Genomic DNA, 18,374 nt, shown 5'->3' with positions numbered 1-18,374 from the left:
TCGCCGGGAGCATTGCCATGACCTTTCGCGCCTATATCGTCGACGACAGCTCGACGGTGCGGGACAACCTGATCGACACCCTGCGGGAGCTCGCGCAAATCGAGCCCGTGGGCCACACCGACAACGAGCACGACGCCAAGCGCTGGCTGCTCGAGAACGACTGGGACGTGGCCATCATCGACCTGTTCCTGCGGGTGGGCAGCGGCATGAACGTGCTGCAGGCGGTGCGCAAGAAGCGCCCCGGCCAGCGCGTGGTGGTGCTGAGCAACCATTCCTCGGCCGACGTGCGCTGGCGCTGCCGCCAGCTCGGGGCCGATGCACTCTTCGACAAGTCGACCGAGCTGGAAGCGCTGGTGGAGTATTGCAAGCAGCTGCGCGGCGCCGATGTGGCGGAGGCCGCGAGTGGCGCGCCGGCAACCCTCGGGTCGACGGCCCAGCCTGCGGCTTGACGGCCCCCGGCGGGGTTCGGCTACGCGCTCACCCCGCCCTGCGGGAAGTCACAGCAACGCGCCCTGACGGCTGTCCGGCGACCGGAACCGGCTCGGGGCGAGAGCGCCAGCCGAATCGAGGATCGGATACGCGATCGAGCAGATGTGCGAGTTGATCCGCTTCAGGTCGCTGATCAGGTCCAGGTGCAGCGAGCTGGTCTCGATGCTCTGCACCGTGTTCTCGGCCAGGCGCGTCAGGTGCGTGCCGGCGTAGGCGCGCTCGAGGTCGCCGAAGCGCACCTTCTCCTCCAGCAGCTTGTGCGCGTCGCGCACCGAGCCGTTGAGGAACACGCTCATGCCCAGGCGCAGGTTGTCGATCAGGCGCGCATGCAGCTCGCAGATCTCCGCCATGCCGGCATCGGAGAAGCTGCGGTTCTTGCGGATCTTCTTGTCCTCGATGTCCTGCAGGATCCGCTCGATGATGTCGCCGATCTGCTCCATGTTGATCGTGAAGCTGATGATGTCGGTCCAGCGGCGGCTTTCCTCCTCGCCCAGCGCCTCGCGCGAGATCTTGGTGAGGTAGTACTTGATGGCGGAGTAGAGCTGGTCGACGGTGTCGTCCATCTTGCGCAGCTCCTCCGACAGCCGCACGTCGTTGTCCTTGATCACGCGCAGCATGCCGATCAGCATGGTCTCGACGATGTCGGCCTGGTGCAGCGCCTCGCGCGCGGCGTTGGAGATCGCCAGCGACGGGGTGGCCAGCGCGGACGGGTCGAGGTGGTGCGGCCGGCCCGCCACCAGGCTCTTGTCCGGCTTGGGCAGCCAGTTCTCCACCCAGTGCGCGATGACGTGCGTGAAGGCGAGGAAGATCAGCGCGATCAGCACGTTGAAGACCAGGTGGTACAGCACGACCACCATCGACGGCTCGGGCAGGTAGGGCCGCAGGGTGTGGATCCAGAAGCCCACGAAAGGCGCGGCCATCAGCACGCCGGCGCACTTGAACACCAGGTTGCCCATGGGCACCTGGCGCACTTCCACCGAGGACTTGGCGGTGGCCACCACGCCCAGCAGGCCGCTGCCCAGGTTGGCGCCGAGCGTGAGGCCCAGTGCGACGTCGAGCGGGATCGCGCCGGAGGAGGCCAGCGTGGCCGTCAGCAGCACGATCGCCAGGCTGGAGTAGGCGACGACGGACAGCATGGCGCCCACCGTGATCTCCAGCAGGATGTCGCTGGTGAGGGACTGCAGCAGGGCTTTCACCGCCGGCGACTGCACGATGATGCCGGTGGATTCGGAGACCAGCCGTAGCGCCAGCAACATCAGCCCCAGGCCGATCAGCACGCGGCCGAAGCGTCCCACCGGCGTGGCCTGGCGCGTGATGAACAGCACCACGCCGATGAAGATGAACAGCGGCGACAGCCAGGAGAGGTCGAAGGAGAACACCACCGTCATCAGGCTGGTGCCGACGTCGGCACCGAGCATGACGGCCAGCGCCGTCGGCAGGGCGATCAGGCCCTGGCCCACGAAGGACGAGACGATCAGCGCGGTGGCGGTACTGGACTGCACCAGGGCCGTCACGCCGAGGCCGGCCGTCGCCGCGGCGGGCCGGGTGGAGATGCTGCGGGCGAGCACATGGCGCAGGTTGGCGCCGAAGACCCGCAGGATGCCCGTGCGAACGAGATACGTGCCCCAGACCAGCAGCGCCACGGCCGCCAGCAGGTTCAGCAGATGCTTCATGTTTGAAACAATGATACGCCCGCGACGCGGTTGACCGCGTAAACGTGAACCGGGAGTGTTGCTCCCTCCCCCACTGGGTGAGGGAGAAAGGCCTACTTCGAGCGCCGCACCCGCAGCAGCTCGTCGAGGATCAGGCAGGCGGCGCCGATCGTGATCGCGGCGTCCGCGATGTTGAAGGCCGGGAAGTACCAGCGGTTCTGCCAGTGCACCTGCAGGAAATCCACCACGTAGCCGTGCAGCACGCGGTCGATCACGTTGCCGATGGCCCCGCCCAGGATGCAGGCGAGCGCGAAGGAGAACAGCTTCTGGCCGGCGTGCGTGCGCAGCAGGTACAGGATGAACAGCGTGGCCGTCACCGCGATGCCGGTGAACAGCCAGCGCTGCCAGCCCGAGGCGCCGGCCAGGAAGGAGAAGGCCGCGCCGGTGTTGTGGGCCCGCACGATGTTGAAGAAGGGCGTGATGGTGGTCGAGTCGCCCAGCTTGTAGTAACCGAGGATCAGCACTTTCGTGAACTGGTCCACGATCACGAGGATCAGCGCCAGCGCCAGCCAGGGCAGCAGGCTGCCCGCGGTGGACCCCCCGATGGTGAGCGTGTTGCCGCGCGACATCAGGCGTGCACCCGGGTTTCGCCGGCTCCGAACAGGTTGCTCACGCAGCGGCCGCAGAGCGCGGGATGCGCCGGGTCCTGGCCGACGTCGGCGCGCCAGTGCCAGCAGCGGTCGCACTTGGTGTCCGCGCTCGGCACCGCCTCGATCGCCAGGGCGTCGCCCTGCTGCAGCGTCACGGCCGAAGTGATGAAGATGAATTTCAAGTCGTCTCCCAGGCCGGCGAGCAAGGCATGGTCCTCCGGCGGCGCGGTGATCGCGAGCTTGGCCTGCAGCGATGAGCCCACCTGGCCCTTCTCGCGCACCGCCTCGATCTCCTTGTTGGCGGCATCGCGGACCGCGCGGATGCGCTCCCACTTCGCCAGCAGTTCCGTGTCGGGGCTGCCGATCTCGGCGTACTCCTCGAGGAAGATCGACTGCGAGCTGCCGAACACCTTCCACGCCTCCTCCGCGGTGAAGCTGAGGAAGGGCGCCATCCAGCGCAGCATGGCATGCGTGATGTTCCACAGCGCCGTCTGCGCGCTGCGGCGGGCCAGCGACTTGGGCGCGGTGGTGTACAGGCGGTCCTTCAGGACGTCGAGGTAGAAGGCACCGAGGTCTTCCGAGCAGTACACCTGCAGCTTGGCCACGACGGGATGGAACTCGTACACCTCGTAGTGGGCCAGCACCTCGGCCTGGAACTGCGCCGCGCGCGACAACGCGTAGCGGTCGATCTCCAGCATCTGGGCCAGCGGCACGGCGTCCTTCGCCGGATCGAAGTCGCTGATGTTGGCGAGCAGGAAGCGCAGCGTGTTGCGGATGCGGCGGTAGGCATCCACCACGCGGGCGAGGATCTTGTCGTCGCCGGCGATGTCGCCCGAGTAATCGGAAGCGGCCACCCACAGGCGGATGATCTCGGCGCCCAGCTTGCCGCTCACCTGCTGCGGCTCGATGCCGTTGCCGAGCGACTTGCTCATCTTGATGCCCTTGCTGTCCACCGTGAAGCCGTGGGTGAGCAGGCCGCGGTAGGGCGCGCGTCCGTACATCGCGCAGGCGGTCAGCAGCGAGCTGTGGAACCAGCCGCGGTGCTGGTCGTGGCCTTCGAGGTAGAGGTCCGCCTCGGGACCGTTCTCGTGCGCGGCGCCCGCGTGCGAGCCCTTGAGCACCGTGGTGTGCGTGGTGCCGGAGTCGAACCAGACCTCCAGGATGTCCTGGCTCTTGGTGTACTGCGGCGCATCGGCGCCGGCGCCGACCTTGGCGAGGATCTCCTCGGTGGACGCCTTGCTCCAGGCCTCGATGCCGCCCGATTCGACCATGGTGGCGGCGAGGTCGAGGATCTCCATCGTCTTCGGGTGCAGGTCGCCCGAGTCCTTGTGCAGGAAGAAGGGCAGGGGCACGCCCCAGCTGCGCTGGCGGCTGATGCACCAGTCGGGCCGGCCGGCGATCATGTCGCGCAGGCGCGCCTGGCCGTTCTCCGGGAAGAAGCTGGTTTCCTCGATCGCCTTCAGCGCCATGTTGCGCAGGGTGTCGGGCGCCTTGTCCTTCGTGAACACGCCTTCGCCTTCGTCCATGCGGATGAACCACTGGGCGGCCGCGCGATAGATCACCGGCGTCTTGTGGCGCCAGCAGTGCGGGTAGCTGTGGACGATGCCTTCGGTGGTGAGCAGGCGGCCGGCCTTGTCCAGCGTGTCGATGATGTGCGGCACGGCCTTCCAGATGTTCTCGCCGCCGAACAGCGCGAAGTCCGGCGCGTAGGAGCCATTGCCTTGCACCGGGTTCAGGATGTCGTCGTACTTCATGCCGTGCGAGACGCAGCTGTTGAAGTCGTCGAGGCCGTAGGCCGGCGAGGAGTGCACGATGCCGGTGCCGTCTTCGGCGGTGGCGTATTCGGCCAGCAGCACCGGCGACAGGCGCCGGAAGCCCGCGTCCACGTCGTACAGCGGATGGCGGAACTGCAGGCCGGCGAGGTCCTTGCCCGGCGCGGTGGCCAGCACCTTGCCTTCCAGCTTGTAGCGCGCGAGCGCCTTCTCCACCAGCACCTCGGCCAGGATCAGGCGGCCGCGCGGCGTGTCGACCAGCGCGTAGACGATCTCGGGATTCAGGTTCAGCGCCTGGTTGGCCGGGATGGTCCAGGCGGTCGTGGTCCAGATGACGGCGAAGATGTCTGCAGCGCCCCCACCCCCGCCCTCCCCCGGAGGGGGAGGGAGCGAAAACGCTTCGTACACCTTCGCCGCGTCATCGGCCTGGAACGCGACGTCGAGCGTCTGCGATTTCTTGTCGGCGTACTCGATCTCGAACTCGGCCAGCGAGGAGCCGCAGTCGAAGCACCAGTACACGGGCTTCAAGCCGCGGTAGACGAAGCCGCGCTCGATCACGCGCTTGAAGGCGCGGATCTCGTTGGCCTCCGTCACGAAGTCCATCGTGCGGTACGGGTTGTCCCAGTCGCCCAGCACGCCCAGGCGCTTGAAATCGGCGCGCTGTAGGTCGATCTGCTCGGTGGCGAAGGCGCGGCTCTTGCCCTGCATCTCGTCGCGCGGCAGGTTGCGGCCGAACTTCTTCTCGATCGCGTTCTCGATCGGCAGCCCGTGGCAGTCCCAGCCGGGGATGTAGGCGGCGTCCAGCCCCTTGAGCTGGCGCGACTTCACGATCATGTCCTTGAGGATCTTGTTGACCGCGTGGCCCATGTGGATCTGGCCGTTGGCGTACGGCGGGCCGTCGTGCAGGATGAACTTCTGGCGGCCGGCGCGCGCCACGCGCAGGCGCTTGTACAGGCCCTGGTCCTCCCACTCCTTCACCCAGCCCGGCTCGCGCCTGGGCAGGTCCCCGCGCATCGGGAACGGCGTGTCGGGCAGGTTGAGGGTGGCGCGGTAATCGGTCTTGTCGGTCATGGGGAAGCCTTCACGAACTCGTCTTGCCGGGGCTGGCCCGGCATCCACGCGCTGGCGCGCGTGGGGGTGGATTGCGGGAGGATTCGAAGGATCCCTCCGGGATCGGCCCGCAAGGACAAGGTCGTTAAATTCGGTCGCGCGTGGTCTGCCGCCGGGTCTCGGCGTGCGTGGACGCGAAGAACGCGCGCGCGGCCTCGACGTCGCGCGCGATGCCCGCCTTCAGGGCATCGAGGCCGTCGTAGCGCAGCTCGTCGTGCAGTTTGTGCAGCAGTTCCACGCGGATGATTTTACCGTAGCCCCCCTCGTCGCCGAGGCTGGCGGGCCATTGCAGGCAGTGCGTCTCCAGCAGCACCCGGCCGCCGTTGACGTCCCGCGGGTCCAGCGAAGGCCGGATCCCGAGGTTGGCGACGCCCTCCACCGGGCCGCCGGGCAGGCCGTGGACCATGACGGCGAAGATGCCGCTGGCGGCCGGCTTCCAGTGGGCGAAGCGCAGGTTCAGCGTGTTGAATCCGAGGTCGCGTCCCAGCTTGCGCCCGTGCACGACGTGGCCGCTGATGCTGTACGGGCGGCCGAGCAGGGCGGCCGCGCCGGCCATGTCGCCGCGGGCCAGCGCTTCCCGGACCGCCGAGCTGGACACCCGCAGGCCGTGCACCTCGTAGCTGTTCATCCTGGCCACGTCGAAGCCCTGGCGGCTGCCGGACGAATCCAGCAGGGAATAGTCGCCGGCGCGCTTGGCGCCGAAGCGGAAATCGTCGCCCACCAGCACGTACTTCGCGCCCAGGCCCTTCACCAGCACGTCGGTGATGAAGGCTTCGGGCTGCTGGCTCGACAGGCGCGCGTCGAACTTCAGGATCACGCACTGGTCGACGCCGCACTTGCGCAGTTCGGTGAGCTTGTCGCGCAGGGTGGCGATGCGTGCCGGCGCCAGTTCCGGCTTGCGCAGGACCGAGGCGAAATAGTCGCGGGGATGCGGCTCGAATGTGAGCACGCAGCTCGGGACGCCGCGGTGCCGGGCCTCGCTGTTCAGCAGCGCCAGCATGGCCTGGTGGCCGCGGTGGACCCCGTCGAAATTGCCGATCGTGACCGCGCACGCCCGGGCAATCTGGGGGTGGTGGAAGCCTCGCAGGATCTGCATCGCGGGTGATATCTTTTTGATAGCAGTGGGTGGCCGTTGGGCGTGGCCAACGGACGCATGGCTTGCCATGAGCCGGTCACGAAAACACGGTATATTGTGTCTCACGCTGCCGGGAGGCGCATCGTTCTGTTCGTCGTTGAATGGAGGCGCGTTTTGAAGGTACTGAAGCTGTCCGCACAGGGACTGCCCCAGTCTTGGATCTCGCTGGAGCAGGCCGTCCTGCACTATGCCGCCGACCAGGTTCGCTGGGAGGCAGGCGCGGAAGTGGCCGTTTTCCGCGGGGGCTTCAACGCCCACAGCGGCCAGCAGTCGATCATCGCCGTCAACAGCATCATCGGCACCAAGGGCGTGCCGAACATCAATCCCTTCGACCTCAAGCCCGGCCTCACCAACGGCAAGCTGTTCGCGCGCGACCGCAACGTGTGCGCCTACTGCGGCGAACTGCACGAGGAGGACGAGCTCACCCGCGAGCACATCGTGCCCTTCGCCCAGAACGGCAAGGACCACTGGATGAACGTGGTGACGGCCTGCCGGGCCTGCAACCACCGCAAGGGCAGCCGCACGCCCGAGCAGGCGGGCATGTCGCTGCTGTACACGCCCTACGTCCCCAGCCTGTGGGAAGACTTCATCCTGCGCAACCGCCGGATCCTGGCGGACCAGATGGAGTTCCTGATGGCGCACCTGCCGAAGAATTCGCGGCTGCACGATAGTTGATCCGTCACCCCCGCGGAGGCGGGGACCCAGGGCATCGAAGAAGGCGGCCAGTGGCCGCCTTTGCACTCGAACGCGCTGGATTCCCGCCTTCGCGGGAATGACGGCAACGTCAATACGTCAATTCGAGAACGGCCACATGCCCCTCGGCCAGCGGCCAGCTGCGCCCGACGACCCGCTCCCCGTTGAACTCGCCCACGACCGCACGTGAGGGGCCGGCCGGCCGGATGCGCGAGCTCGACACGCCGGCTCCCGGCAGCGCCCCCGGCGGCGGCGTCTGCCCGTCGAACGCCATGCGGTCCCGGCCCGGATCGAAGTAGCCGCGCGGCCGGTCCAGGATCACCAGCGACGGGGCGCTGCGGTCCGCCTCGGCGATGCGTTGCGGCCGCATGTGGATCACGTTGCTGGAACGCGGGAAGGCGCTGCGGTAGACGTGCGTCGTCGCGTAGCCGGGCGCCGTGATGACGAACTCGTAAGGCATGCCGGGCTGCGCCTGGAACGGTCCCCAGCGGCCGTCGGCCCCGATGACTTGCGCATGCACCGCGCCGCCGCGGCGCTCGCCGCTCGCCGGGTCCGTTGCGAAGATGTCCAGCCGCGCCCCCGGCAGCGGCAGGTTCTGGTCGCCGACCTTGCCCGAGAGCACGATGCGCTCCTCCGGCACGATCGCCAGCGTGCGGGGCGGCTGCCCCGTGATGAAGCGCCAGGTCGCCTCGAAGGCCGCCGGCGAGAACGAGGTCTCGCGGTGGTCCACGCGCGGGATCACCACGTTGGTCGCGCCCTTCAGCTCGGGCCCGGCGAAGGTCACGCCGGTGGGCACGCCCCGCTTGCCGATCCACAGGCCGTCCGGCTGCGCGTACTTGTCGTTGCCGTCGGAGCGGATCGTGAGCCACTTCACCGGGCCGGTCACTTCGTCGCCGTTGGCGTTCTTCGGCGCATTCAGCGCGCGCAGGAAGGGACCCGCGCCGGCGAACTCGCTGCCGGCGTTCATGCCGGCCATCTCGTGCCACACGCCGTGGTTCGGCACGCCGCCGAGGATCGCGTGGCTCACGGTGCGGTCGCCGCCGCCGTTCTGGATGTAGTTGCGCACCGCATAGCCGCCGCGGGAATTGGCGACCAGCACCACCTGGCGCGCGCCGGTGGCCTGCAACACCTTTTCGACCTCCGACTTCAGGAAGGCCATGTGCTCCGCGCTGGAAGTGCGGCCCGGCTGCGGGCGGCCGTCGTCGTCGCGCGCGAGCGGATAGGGCAGGTCGATCGCATGCAGCCGCTCGCGCGGCCAGCCATTGGATTCGAAGCGCCAGATCGTCGTCTGCCAGAGGGCCGCGGTGTCGCCGTTGCCGTGGACGAAGACGATCGGAGGCGTGTCGGTCATCGAGGGGGTGGTTGCGCAGGCGCTGAGCAGAAGGCTGCCCGAAAGGCCCAGAAAGTCACGGCGGTTCGTCATGCTCGGGTCTCCTCTTGTCGTCATCCCCGCGCAGGCGGGGATCCAGGGCGTTCCACAAAAAAGCGGCCGGTGGCCGCTTCTCCGGGCCCCCGCCTCACGCGGGGGTGACGGAAATTCAGGCGAAGACGCCCGCCGTGTCCTGCATCCTCTCCGACACCTCGCCCAGGTGGTGCAGCGTATCGCCGAAGCTCATTTCCAGCTGCGTCAGCCGCTTGAAGTAGTGGCTGCCCGCGTATTCGTCGGTCACGCCGATGCCGCCGTGCAACTGCACCGAGTTCTGGCCGACGAAGCGCATGGACACGCCCAGCTGGTACTTCGCGCGCGACATCGCGCGGCGGCGCTCCTCCGCCGGCGCATTGAGCTTCAGCGAGGCGTAGTAGCTCATGGACCGGGCCAGTTCCTGCTGCATCTTCATGTCGGCCATGCGATGGCGCAGGGCCTGGAAGGTGGCGAGCGTCACGCCGAACTGCTTGCGCGTGTTCATGTATTCGGCCGTGAGCTGCATGGTCCTGTCGATCACGCCCACCGCTTCGGCGCAGGTGCAGGCGATGCCGATGTCCACCGCGTGCTCCAGTGCCGGCAGGCCGTCGGCCGTGACCAGCGTCGCCGGCGCGTCGCGCAGGCTCACTTCGGCGGCGCGGCCGCCGTCCAGCGTGGGATAGCCGCGCGTCGCGACGCCCTGGGCCTGGCGTTCGACCAGGAACAGCGCGATCTTGCCGTCGGCGCGCGCCGGCACGAGGAAGGCGTCGGCCTGGTCGCCCGCGGGCACCACGCTCTTGTCGCCGCTCACCTTCCAGCCGTTGCCGGCCTGCGTGGCCTGCGTGGCCTGCGTTTCGACCTGGTCGAGGCGGTAGCGGGCCTTGCGTTCCTGGTGCGCGAGCACCACCAGCGCTTCGCCGCTCGCGATCTTCGGCAGCCACAGCTGCTTCACCGCGTCGGGCGCATAGCCGCCGAGGACACCGCTCGCGACCAGTGTCTGCGCCAGCGGCTCCAGCACGATGCCGCGCCCGAGTTCCTCCAGCGCCACCATCGCCTCCACCGGACCCATGCTCATGCCGCCGTGGTCCTCGGCGACGTAGAGGCCCGCAAGCCCCAGTTCCGCCAGTTCACCGTAGGCCGCGCGATCGAAGCCGCCCGCCTTGGTGATGCCGCGCCGGCGCTCGAAGCCGTAGCTGCGGTCCACCCACTTGCGCACCGCGTCGCGCAGCTGTTCCTGGTCGTCGGAAAAGTTGAAGTCCATGTCCTGCCTCCTCAGCCCAGCACCGTCTGCGCGACGATGTTGCGTTGCACTTCGTTCGAGCCGCCATAGATGGTGGTCTTGCGCATGTTCAGGTAGGTGGCGGCCAGCGGGGCGAGATAAGCCGCGCCCACGAATTCGCCCTGGTAGCCCGCTTCCATCGCTTCCTGCACGAAGGGAATGGCGTAGGGGCCGGCGGCCAGCATCATCAGCTCGGAATAGCGCTGCTGGATCTCGCTGCCCTTGATCTTCAGCAGGCCGGCGATGTCCAGCGGGTTCTTGCCCGACTTCTCGGCGGACAGCACGCGCAGCACCAGCATCTCCAGCGCCACGACGTCCACTTCCAGCTTCGCGATCTCGTCGCGGAAGCGCTGGTCGGTCCAGACGCCTTCGTTCTTCGCGATGCGCTTGAGGCGCTCCAGCTCGCGCTTGGCGCGGTTGACGTCGGCGATGTTGGTGCGTTCGTGCGAGAGCAGGTGCTTGGCGTAGGTCCAGCCCTTGTTCTCCTCGCCGACCAGGTTCCCGGCCGGCACTTCGACGTTGTCGAAGAACACCTCGTTCACTTCGTGGCCGCCGTCCAGCATGATGATCGGCCGCACCGTGACGCCGGGCGACTTCATGTCGATCAGCAGGAAGGAGATACCGGTCTGCGGCTTGCCCTCGGTGGAAGTGCGCACCAGGCAGAAGATCCACTCGCCGTGCTGTGCCAGCGTCGTCCACGTCTTCTGGCCATTGACGATGTACTTGTCGCCCTTGCGCTCGGCCCGCGTCTTCACCGAGGCCAGGTCGGAGCCGGAGCCGGGCTCGCTGTAGCCCTGGCTCCACCACACTTCGCCGCTGGCGATGCCGGGCAAAAAGCGCTTCTGCTGCTCGGGCGAGCCGAAGGCCATGATCACCGGCGCCACCATCACCGGGCCGAAAGGCACGATGCGGGGCGCGCCGGCGAGGGCGGCTTCTTCCTCGAACAGGTGCTTCTGCACGGCCGTCCAGCCGGGGCCGCCGAATTCCTTGGGCCAGCCGTAGCCGAGCCAGCCTTTCTTGCCGAGGATCCGGGCCCAGCGCTGCATGTCCTCGCGCGTGAGGTGCAGGGCGTTGTGCACCTTGTGGGCGATCTCCTGCGGAAGGTTCGCGCGCACCCAGGCGCGGACCTCCTCGCGGAACTTCTGTTCTTCAGGGGTGAAGGCGAGGTCCATAACGTTGTCTCCGGGGGAAGGGAGATTTAAGCACGGTCGTTCGATTCGGCCTGTCCGGGTTGCGACAAGCCGAGCTGCTGGGCGAGGTCGGAGACGAATGCGCGGAGTTCCGCCAACTCCGATTCCAGCGCGCTGACGCGGGCGGCCAGCGGCGACTCCGGCGCGCTCACGCCCGGCGGGTTCGCGGTCGCGGTGTTCACATCCACCGGCCCGCACAGCAGGTGCGCCCAGCGGGCCTCGCGCGAACCCGGCGCCCGCGGCAGTTGTACGACCAGCGGCCCGCCCTTTTCTTCGCTGCGGTCGCGCATTTCCTCGAGAAACCCTTCCACCGAGGAGATGTCGGCGAAGCGATACCAGCGTTCGGAATGGATGCGCAACTCGCCGGCGGTCTGCGGCCCGCGCAGCATCATCAGCCCGAGCAGCACGGCCGACTGCTCCGGCACCACCATCGCCCGCTGGAAGTTGTGTTCCCAGCGCTCGACGCGGCTGCCGCGGGTGGTGAAGGCCAGCGAGCGGCGCTTCAGGCCGTCCAGTCCTTCCTGCACTTGCGCTTCGGAAAGGTTGGTGATCGGCTCGCGGCTGCTCTTCTGGTTGCAGCCGCCCACGAGTGCGTTGAGCGACATCGGGTAGCTGTCCGGCACGGTGCGCGCCTTCTCCATCAGCGTGCCCAGCACGCGCGCTTCGACAGGGGTCAGCGGTTCCATTTCAGTCGGCAGGGATAATCGCGGGCGAGATGAAGAACATCGTGATCCTGATTTCCGGCGGGGGCTCCAACATGGCCGCCATTGTGCGCGCCGCGCAGCGCGAGCATTGGGGCAGGCTCTACGGCGCCGAGGTCAAGGCCGTGATCAGCAACCGGCCCGACGCCAAGGGCCTGCAATTCGCGCGCGAGCAGGGCATCGCGGCGGAGGTGCTGGACCACAAACCCTTTGCCAGCCGCGAAGCCTTCGACGAAGCGCTGGCGGCGCTGATCGATCGCTTCGAGCCGGCGCTGGTCGTGCTGGCCGGCTTCATGCGCATCCTCACGCCGGCCTTCGTGGCGCGCTACCAGGGGCGCATGCTGAACATCCATCCTTCGCTGCTGCCGGCGTTTCCTGGCCTGCACACGCACCAGCGCGCACTCGAGGCGGGCTGCCGGTTCGCCGGCGCCACGGTGCACCAGGTGACCGCGGAGCTCGACTTCGGCCCCATCCTCGCGCAGGCCGCGGTGCCGATCCTGCCCGGCGACAGCGCCGATGCGATCGCCGCCCGCGTGCTGACCCAGGAACACCTGATCTACCCCCGCGCCATCGCGGAACTGCTGCCCAAGCTGTAGGAACCGCATGCATCCCAAGGCCTTGCTCGAGGCCTGCGCCGAACTGGTCGCGCAGGTCCTGAAATTCGACCATCCCGCCGACGCCGTCGTGTCGCGCTACTTCCGCGAGCATCGCTCGCTGGGCCCGCGCGAGCGGGCGACGCTCGCCGAGACCGCCTACACGGTGCTGCGCAAGAAGCTGCTGTTCGAGCAGCTCGCCGGTTCGGGCAGCGGTTCGCGCGAGCGGCGCCTCGCCATCCTCGGTTTCGCCGGCCCGCGCGAATTCCTCAAGGGCGCGCTGAACGAGCAGGAGAAATCCTGGGTGGAGCAATGCGATGCCGTCGACGAGGCGACGCTGTCGGAGCGGCACCGCCACAACCTGCCCGAGTGGCTCGCCACGGCGCTGAAGCAGCAGCTGGGCGACGGGTTCTGGCCGATGATCGAAGCGCTGAACCAGCCGGCCCCGCTGGACCTGCGGGTGAATGCGCTCACCGACAAGCGCGACGACGTGCGCCGGGAACTCGAGCTCGCCGGCCTGCCGGCTCAGCCGACGCCGTATTCGCCGTGGGGGCTGCGCCTCGACGGCAAGCCCGCGCTGACCAGGATGGATGTTTTCGCCCGCGGTGCGGTCGAGGTCCAGGACGAGGGCTCGCAGCTGCTGGCGCTGCTGGCGGATGCCCGCCGCGGCCAGATGGTGGTCGACTTCTGCGCCGGCGCCGGCGGCAAGACCCTGGCCCTCGGCGCGATGATGCGCAACACGGGCCGGCTCTACGCTTTCGACGTGTCCGCGCACCGGCTGGAGAACCTGAAGCCGCGGCTGGCCCGCAGCAAGCTCTCCAATGTGCATCCCGCGGCCATCGCCCATGAGCGCGACGACCGCATCAAGCGCCTGGCCGGCAAGATCGACCGGGTGATCGTCGATGCGCCTTGCTCCGGCCTGGGAACCTTGCGCCGCAATCCGGACCTGAAGTGGAGGCAATCGCCCCAGGCTTTGGCGGAGCTGACTGCCAAGCAGGCGGCGATCCTGGACAGCGCCGCGCGCCTGCTCAAGCCCGGCGGTCGGATCGTCTATGCCACCTGCAGCCTGCTGCGGGCCGAAAACGAAGAGATTGCTGACGGATTCAGCGCCTCCCACCCCGCATTCCGGCGGATTTCCGTGCAGGAACTGCTGGAAAACGCGAAAATAGGGGCCGCTGCCGAGCTTTGCGGGGAAGCTGGGCAGAACCTGCGGCTCTGGCCGCACCGGCACGGGACCGACGGTTTCTTTGCCGCAGCGTGGGAAAAAGACCAAGCATGACCCCACGGTCCAATAAATCGTCCGTTCGGGTGAACCCCCGGCCCTAAAATCCCTCCAACTGCCTTGCACGCACTTTCTGCGGGCTTTCGTCTTACAAGAGAAAGAGACATCTTCCCCATGTTGCTTCCCGACTGGGCCGTCCTGAACGCGGCCATCGACTGGCTGGCCAACGGCCTGTGGAACCTGTCCTGGTGGCAGGTCATCCTGTACACGCTGGTCACCACGCACATCACGATCGCCAGCGTGACCATCTTCCTGCACCGGACCCAGGCCCACCGCGCGATGGACCTGCATCCGATCGTGTCCCATTTCTTCCGGTTCTGGCTGTGGCTGGGCACCGGCATGGTGACCAAGGAATGGGTGGCCATCCACCGCAAGCACCACGCCAAGTGCGAGACGGAGGAAGACCCGCACAGCCCGCAGACGCGCGGCATCGACACCGTGTTCTGGAAGGGCTCCGAGCTGTATCGCGCCGAGGCCAAGAACCAGGAGACCATCGCCAAGTTCGGCCACGGCACGCCCAACGACTGGATCGAGCGCAACCTGTACACCCGCTACAGCTGGCAGGGCGTCGGCGTGATGCTGATCGTCAACGTCGCCCTGTTCGGCGTCCTCGGCCTGGCCGTGTGGGCCGTGCAGATGGCGTGGATCCCGGTTTCCGCCGCCGGCGTGATCAACGGCATCGGCCACTACTGGGGCTACCGCAACTTCGAGGCGCCCGACGCCAGCACGAACATCTCCCCCTGGGGGATCATGATCGGCGGCGAGGAGCTGCACAACAACCACCATACCTACCCGACCTCGGCCAAGTTCTCGGTCAAGCCGTACGAGTTCGACATCGGCTGGGTGTACATCAGCGCCATGAGCAAGCTGGGCCTGGCCACCGTGAAGAAGGTGCCGCCGAAGCTGCGCCTGGGCACGATCAAGCCGGTGGCCGACGAGAAGACGCTGGAGGCCGTGATCGCCAACCGCTACGAGGTGATGGCCGGCTATGCCCGCGAGATGCGCCTGGCCTGCCGCGCCGAGATCGCCACGCTGAAGGCCAAGGGCGTCGACTCCGGCATGCTCAAGTCCGCCAAGCGCTGGCTGCATCGCGACGAGGACAAGGTGCCGGCCGCCGCCCGCCCGCAGCTGCAGCAGGTGCGCGATGCCCACCCGGTGCTGGACAAGATGGTCAGCATGCGCGAGGAACTGCGCCAGATGTGGCTCAACACGAACCACTCGCGCGAGCAGCTCGCCGTCGAACTGCAGGCCTGGTGCCGCCGGGCCGAGGAAAGCGGGATCGAGGCGCTGCGGCAGTTCTCGCTGAAGCTGCGGTCGGCGCACGCGTAAGACGCGCCGCCCCCTTCGGAAAAGCCCCGCATCGCGGGGCTTTTTTCATTTCAGGCCTTCAGCCGATCCATCAGCTTCCCGTGCAGCCACTGGTTCATGGCCGCCGTGTCGTTCTTGTCGCCGGTGTAGCCCAGTTCGTCGGCCAGTTCACGGCGCTCCTGCAGCGTGCTTTCCATGCCGGTCAGCTTCATCAGGTCGACGACCGAGCTGCGCCAGTTGAGCTTCTGCGGGTTGTGGGCGGCCATGTCGTCCAGCACCTTTTCCATGTCCACGCGTTCGATCGTGGCCGTCGGCGCGTCCTGGGGCGCGGCCTGAGGGGTCGCCTGAGGCTGTGCGGTCGGCTGGGCGGCGGCGGTGGTCTGGGCCGGCGCCGGCTGGGCCTGCGGCTGCGCCGCATTCGCGTGGTTCTGCAGCCGGCTGAAGATCTTGCCGAGGATGCTCATGTCGTTCTCCTGGGTGCGGGAGAGGCAGTGTCGGCGTGGCTCGGCGGCAGCCGCTGTCGGACAGGGGCGCATGGAGGGAAGGGTGACGGCTGGCACAGCCGAACGGCAGCGCAGTCCTGCCGTTGAGCAGGGACTGCCTACGCCGGATGCCATGCCCTTCGTACGCGGCGGTAGCGAATCGCCGCTACCGAAGGCTTGTCCCCGGCACTCAAATGAGGTCAAGCGGACCTTCCGCGTACAGGAGATTCAAATGAAGAAGTTCATCCTTTCGGCCGTCGCAGCGGGGGCGCTCGCCTTCGGCGGGGCGGCCTCGGCGCAGGACCTCGGCTCGATCATCAACGGCATTTTCGGGATCGGGACGCCGACGTACAACTACGGCTACGGCAGCAACGGCACCCCCGCCGTGGTGGCCGGCACCACGCCGTACTACGGCCAGGCGCCTTACTATGGCAGCACCAACCAGATCTATGCGGACCAGTACGGCCGCCAGTTCTACTACGACCAGTACGGCCGCCAGGTGTTCGTGCAGTCGCAGTCGCAGTCGAACGTCTACGGCAACAACGTCTACGGCAACGTGCAGTACGACCAGTGGGGCCGCCCGATCTACGGCACCTACAGCAGCAACTCCGGCTACCGCTCGTGGGACCGCGACGGCGACGGCGTGGCCAACACGCAGGACCGCTGGCCGGACGACCGGCGCTATTGGTAAGCGCGCAAAAAAAAGCCCCGCGATGCGGGGCTTTTTCTGGATCCCGGCCTGCGCCGGGATGAAATGACTTGGCGCCCTGGGGCGCCGACGTCACTTCAGCTTGGTCTCCTTGTACTCGACGTGCTTGCGAGCCTTCGGGTCGAACTTCATGATCGACATCTTCTCGGGCATCGTCTTCTTGTTCTTGCTCGTGGTGTAGAAGTGGCCGGTGCCCGCGGTGGACTCCAGCTTGATCTTTTCGCGACCGCCTTTGCTAGCCATGTTCTGCTCCTTGCTTAAGCCTGGCCGCGGGCGCGCATGTCCGCCAGCACGGCATCGATACCGTTCTTGTCGATCAGGCGCACGGCGGCGTTGGAAACGCGCAGGCGCACGAAGCGGTTCTCGCTCTCGACCCAGAAACGGCGGTATTGCAGGTTCGGCAGGAACCGGCGCTTGGTCTTGTTGTTGGCGTGGGAAACGTTGTTCCCCACCATCGGGCCCTTGCCCGTCACTTCGCAGACGCGTGACATCTGGAACTCTCCGTCAAACCGCCCGGCACTCACCGCGAACGCATGCGTTCGCTCCGAGGACCGGGCTCACCTCGCCCTGACGGGGGCGGTAACCGGCCGGTTTCCCGGCGAAGCCCGCGATTATAGCCAGAAAGCGGTCATCCCCGCGGAGGCGGGGATCCAGGTACTGGTTCAGGCTGACCCGGCGCGCGTTACAAAAAAGTTGGCCCCTCTGAACTCGCCTGCTACCCTCGCCCCATGTCCTCTCGGAAAGACTTCGCTCAGGTAGCCCTCGATGTGGTGCGCCAAGCCACTGGCGAGGCCCCCAAGAAGCCGCCTGAGCCCCAAAAGGAAGCCGCCCCCAAGGTGACCAAGGTGGCGGCGAAGAAGGCGCCCAGGACGCGGAAGCAATCGCTCTAGGCGTCTTCCGGCTCGATCAGGGGCAGTTCCAACGTTTCCCCGCGCTTCGGCATAACTTGGTCAACGGTTTTCAAGAATCGGTGCCAGCCGTGCCCGTTGGCCAGCGCGAGGCGCTGCAGCATTACCAGCGAGTGCATGTGCTGTGCGAGCATGGGGTCGCCAATGTCCTCGGTCAGGAACTGGTGAAGCTTCGCCTTGCGGTTGCCCCTCTCATCCCTCGGGCTCTTCTTCTCCAACTCCTTTAACAGCCCCGGTGCGATCCGGTTGTAGACAAGATCGCGCGTGTAGTGCGCCACTACGCTGAAGCGGTTCTTGCCCATGCCAGGCCATATCCAGCCCTTGAGCTTGTAGATGTTCTCGTAGAACTCGTCCGGGAACTTCTTGACCCAAGCTGCCAGTTCCTTTCGAACCAGCATTTCCAAATACTGCTGGAGGGCATCTTGAGGACGGACGGCCTGATAGCCCGTGGCTTCATCCACCAACGCCACGATGCCGACCCGAGCGAAGGCACGTACCAGCATGTCGGCAAACTGACCGTAACGGATTTCTTGGTCCGTCTTCAGAAGTCCCGCATCACGGGCGGTGAGCAGCGCCTCACACAACTCCTGCAGGACTGTGGCCTCAAAACCATCGCTGGGTACGCCTACCTTTGGTGAGCTGCCGGTGAACTGGATCGGCGCCGCGATGGCCACTGGTATGTTGTTGTTTTGTAAGGACTTTAGCGCCTTGAGGCCCTGAATCCGAGCGATACCTTGGCCACGGCCTTTCATGCCGATGGCTGTAGTCATCCCGCGCCCAGAGATCACCCGCCTGCCGTCATCCAGAACGAAGCAGGCGATCTCCAAGTCCGCAATCTTCAACACTCCTTTGTAGGCGGCGTGCGGAAGCTTGGGCGGTTCGTCCTTCTTCGCCCGTTTGGCCAAGCCACCCTTTCGCGCGATTTCGCTGCGCTCCTCGGGGGTCAGTTTCGCCGCCCTGGCCATGCCGCCCTTCGCGCGGCCAGTTACTTCGCCGGAGTCGTCCTCGCTCATAGCAAG

18 protein-coding genes are annotated in these 18,374 nt (G+C 67.2%); 6 read left to right on the top strand and 12 right to left on the bottom strand.

The window, feature by feature from the left end:
- Positions 1-17 precede the first annotated feature (17 nt).
- Positions 18-449, top strand: coding sequence for a response regulator transcription factor (locus VF522_RS03365; protein WP_330906807.1), 432 nt, complete (start codon positions 18-20; stop codon positions 447-449).
- Between the two features lie 48 nt (positions 450-497).
- On the opposite strand, the gene VF522_RS03360 is transcribed toward VF522_RS03365, so the two are convergent.
- The 4 genes from VF522_RS03360 to VF522_RS03345 all read right to left on the bottom strand — a co-directional run bounded on the left by VF522_RS03360 (position 498) and on the right by VF522_RS03345 (position 6,769).
- Positions 498-2,162 (bottom strand): Na/Pi cotransporter family protein, encoded by a 1,665-nt coding sequence (locus VF522_RS03360; RefSeq protein WP_330906806.1) that lies wholly within the window; start codon positions 2,160-2,162, stop codon positions 498-500.
- Positions 2,163-2,254: 92 nt separating this feature from the next.
- Positions 2,255-2,770 carry a signal peptidase II gene (gene lspA / locus VF522_RS03355; RefSeq protein WP_330906805.1) on the bottom strand — a complete coding sequence of 172 codons (516 nt, stop codon included), beginning with the start codon at positions 2,768-2,770 and terminating at the stop codon, positions 2,255-2,257.
- On the bottom strand, positions 2,770-5,634 hold the full coding sequence (gene ileS / locus VF522_RS03350; protein WP_330906804.1) for an isoleucine--tRNA ligase: 2,865 nt from the start codon (positions 5,632-5,634) through the stop codon (positions 2,770-2,772). The genes lspA and ileS overlap by 1 nt, the downstream gene beginning before the upstream one ends.
- Positions 5,635-5,758: 124 nt before the next feature.
- The gene (locus tag VF522_RS03345; protein ID WP_330906803.1) at positions 5,759-6,769 is read right to left on the bottom strand and encodes a bifunctional riboflavin kinase/FAD synthetase; all 1,011 of its coding nucleotides are present in this window, start codon (positions 6,767-6,769) and stop codon (positions 5,759-5,761) included.
- Positions 6,770-6,922: 153 nt separating this feature from the next.
- Here VF522_RS03345 and VF522_RS03340 point away from each other — a divergent pair, with 153 nt between their 5' ends.
- Positions 6,923-7,483 carry an HNH endonuclease gene (locus tag VF522_RS03340; protein WP_330906802.1) on the top strand — a complete coding sequence of 187 codons (561 nt, stop codon included), beginning with the start codon at positions 6,923-6,925 and terminating at the stop codon, positions 7,481-7,483.
- A 109-nt stretch (positions 7,484-7,592) separates the two neighbouring features.
- On the opposite strand, the gene VF522_RS03335 is transcribed toward VF522_RS03340, so the two are convergent.
- From VF522_RS03335 to VF522_RS03320, 4 genes are all read right to left on the bottom strand, one after another.
- Positions 7,593-8,924, bottom strand: a complete 1,332-nt coding sequence (locus tag VF522_RS03335) for an alpha/beta fold hydrolase (RefSeq protein ID WP_330906801.1) — start codon at positions 8,922-8,924, stop codon at positions 7,593-7,595.
- 115 nt (positions 8,925-9,039) lie between these two features.
- Complete coding sequence (locus VF522_RS03330) at positions 9,040-10,164, bottom strand: acyl-CoA dehydrogenase family protein (RefSeq protein ID WP_330906800.1); 1,125 nt, start codon at positions 10,162-10,164, stop codon at positions 9,040-9,042.
- Positions 10,165-10,175: 11 nt separating this feature from the next.
- The gene (locus VF522_RS03325; protein ID WP_330906798.1) at positions 10,176-11,354 is read right to left on the bottom strand and encodes an acyl-CoA dehydrogenase family protein; all 1,179 of its coding nucleotides are present in this window, start codon (positions 11,352-11,354) and stop codon (positions 10,176-10,178) included.
- A 26-nt stretch (positions 11,355-11,380) separates the two neighbouring features.
- Entirely contained in the window at positions 11,381-12,058 is a 678-nt protein-coding gene (locus VF522_RS03320; RefSeq protein ID WP_330906797.1) for a YceH family protein, read from the bottom strand.
- 29 nt (positions 12,059-12,087) lie between these two features.
- Here VF522_RS03320 and purN point away from each other — a divergent pair, with 29 nt between their 5' ends.
- The 3 genes from purN (at position 12,088) to VF522_RS03305 (ending at position 15,277) form a co-directional block, all read left to right on the top strand.
- Positions 12,088-12,669, top strand: a complete 582-nt coding sequence (gene purN, locus VF522_RS03315) for a phosphoribosylglycinamide formyltransferase (protein ID WP_330906796.1) — start codon at positions 12,088-12,090, stop codon at positions 12,667-12,669.
- Positions 12,670-12,676: 7 nt separating this feature from the next.
- Positions 12,677-13,945, top strand: coding sequence for an RsmB/NOP family class I SAM-dependent RNA methyltransferase (locus VF522_RS03310; RefSeq protein ID WP_330906795.1), 1,269 nt, complete (start codon positions 12,677-12,679; stop codon positions 13,943-13,945).
- 117 nt (positions 13,946-14,062) lie between these two features.
- A complete protein-coding gene (locus VF522_RS03305) occupies positions 14,063-15,277 on the top strand; it encodes a DesA family fatty acid desaturase (protein ID WP_330906794.1) in 1,215 nt (404 codons plus the stop codon).
- Positions 15,278-15,327: 50 nt separating this feature from the next.
- On the opposite strand, the gene VF522_RS03300 is transcribed toward VF522_RS03305, so the two are convergent.
- A complete protein-coding gene (locus VF522_RS03300; protein WP_330906793.1) occupies positions 15,328-15,720 on the bottom strand; it encodes a DUF3597 domain-containing protein in 393 nt (130 codons plus the stop codon).
- A 250-nt stretch (positions 15,721-15,970) separates the two neighbouring features.
- On the opposite strand from VF522_RS03300, the gene VF522_RS03295 reads away from it, so the two are divergent.
- Positions 15,971-16,429: a hypothetical protein gene (locus tag VF522_RS03295; protein WP_330906792.1), complete on the top strand. Its 459-nt coding sequence runs from the start codon at positions 15,971-15,973 to the stop codon at positions 16,427-16,429.
- Between the two features lie 90 nt (positions 16,430-16,519).
- On the opposite strand, the gene rpmG is transcribed toward VF522_RS03295, so the two are convergent.
- The 3 genes from rpmG to VF522_RS03280 all read right to left on the bottom strand — a co-directional run bounded on the left by rpmG (position 16,520) and on the right by VF522_RS03280 (position 18,368).
- The gene (gene rpmG, locus VF522_RS03290; RefSeq protein WP_055899695.1) at positions 16,520-16,690 is read right to left on the bottom strand and encodes a 50S ribosomal protein L33; all 171 of its coding nucleotides are present in this window, start codon (positions 16,688-16,690) and stop codon (positions 16,520-16,522) included.
- Positions 16,691-16,704: 14 nt separating this feature from the next.
- On the bottom strand, positions 16,705-16,938 hold the full coding sequence (rpmB, locus tag VF522_RS03285; RefSeq protein WP_330906791.1) for a 50S ribosomal protein L28: 234 nt from the start codon (positions 16,936-16,938) through the stop codon (positions 16,705-16,707).
- 395 nt (positions 16,939-17,333) lie between these two features.
- Complete coding sequence (locus VF522_RS03280) at positions 17,334-18,368, bottom strand: P63C domain-containing protein (protein ID WP_330906790.1); 1,035 nt, start codon at positions 18,366-18,368, stop codon at positions 17,334-17,336.
- Positions 18,369-18,374: the final 6 nt, after the last annotated feature.

This window comes from Ramlibacter sp. (assembly GCF_036383835.1).
In the GTDB taxonomy this organism is placed as follows: domain Bacteria; phylum Pseudomonadota; class Gammaproteobacteria; order Burkholderiales; family Burkholderiaceae_C; genus Ramlibacter.
The sequence above is the reverse complement of the archived record's forward strand: the minus strand, read 5'-3'. Positions and strand labels throughout refer to the sequence as shown.

Excerpts from the sequence above, each read along its gene's own strand:
- VF522_RS03365 (WP_330906807.1), top strand. The coding sequence starts at position 18 with ATGACCTTTCGCGCCTATATCGTCGACGACAGCTCGACGGTGCGGGAC.
- VF522_RS03360 (WP_330906806.1), bottom strand. The coding sequence starts at position 2,162 with ATGAAGCATCTGCTGAACCTGCTGGCGGCCGTGGCGCTGCTGGTCTGG.
- lspA (WP_330906805.1), bottom strand. The coding sequence starts at position 2,770 with ATGTCGCGCGGCAACACGCTCACCATCGGGGGGTCCACCGCGGGCAGC.
- ileS (WP_330906804.1), bottom strand. The coding sequence starts at position 5,634 with ATGACCGACAAGACCGATTACCGCGCCACCCTCAACCTGCCCGACACG.
- VF522_RS03345 (WP_330906803.1), bottom strand. The coding sequence starts at position 6,769 with ATGCAGATCCTGCGAGGCTTCCACCACCCCCAGATTGCCCGGGCGTGC.
- VF522_RS03335 (WP_330906801.1), bottom strand. The coding sequence starts at position 8,924 with ATGACGAACCGCCGTGACTTTCTGGGCCTTTCGGGCAGCCTTCTGCTC.
- VF522_RS03330 (WP_330906800.1), bottom strand. The coding sequence starts at position 10,164 with ATGGACTTCAACTTTTCCGACGACCAGGAACAGCTGCGCGACGCGGTG.
- VF522_RS03325 (WP_330906798.1), bottom strand. The coding sequence starts at position 11,354 with ATGGACCTCGCCTTCACCCCTGAAGAACAGAAGTTCCGCGAGGAGGTC.
- VF522_RS03320 (WP_330906797.1), bottom strand. The coding sequence starts at position 12,058 with ATGGAACCGCTGACCCCTGTCGAAGCGCGCGTGCTGGGCACGCTGATG.
- purN (WP_330906796.1), top strand. The coding sequence starts at position 12,088 with ATGAAGAACATCGTGATCCTGATTTCCGGCGGGGGCTCCAACATGGCC.
- VF522_RS03310 (WP_330906795.1), top strand. The coding sequence starts at position 12,677 with ATGCATCCCAAGGCCTTGCTCGAGGCCTGCGCCGAACTGGTCGCGCAG.
- VF522_RS03305 (WP_330906794.1), top strand. The coding sequence starts at position 14,063 with ATGTTGCTTCCCGACTGGGCCGTCCTGAACGCGGCCATCGACTGGCTG.
- VF522_RS03300 (WP_330906793.1), bottom strand. The coding sequence starts at position 15,720 with ATGAGCATCCTCGGCAAGATCTTCAGCCGGCTGCAGAACCACGCGAAT.
- VF522_RS03295 (WP_330906792.1), top strand. The coding sequence starts at position 15,971 with ATGAAGAAGTTCATCCTTTCGGCCGTCGCAGCGGGGGCGCTCGCCTTC.
- rpmG (WP_055899695.1), bottom strand. The coding sequence starts at position 16,690 with ATGGCTAGCAAAGGCGGTCGCGAAAAGATCAAGCTGGAGTCCACCGCG.
- rpmB (WP_330906791.1), bottom strand. The coding sequence starts at position 16,938 with ATGTCACGCGTCTGCGAAGTGACGGGCAAGGGCCCGATGGTGGGGAAC.
- VF522_RS03280 (WP_330906790.1), bottom strand. The coding sequence starts at position 18,368 with ATGAGCGAGGACGACTCCGGCGAAGTAACTGGCCGCGCGAAGGGCGGC.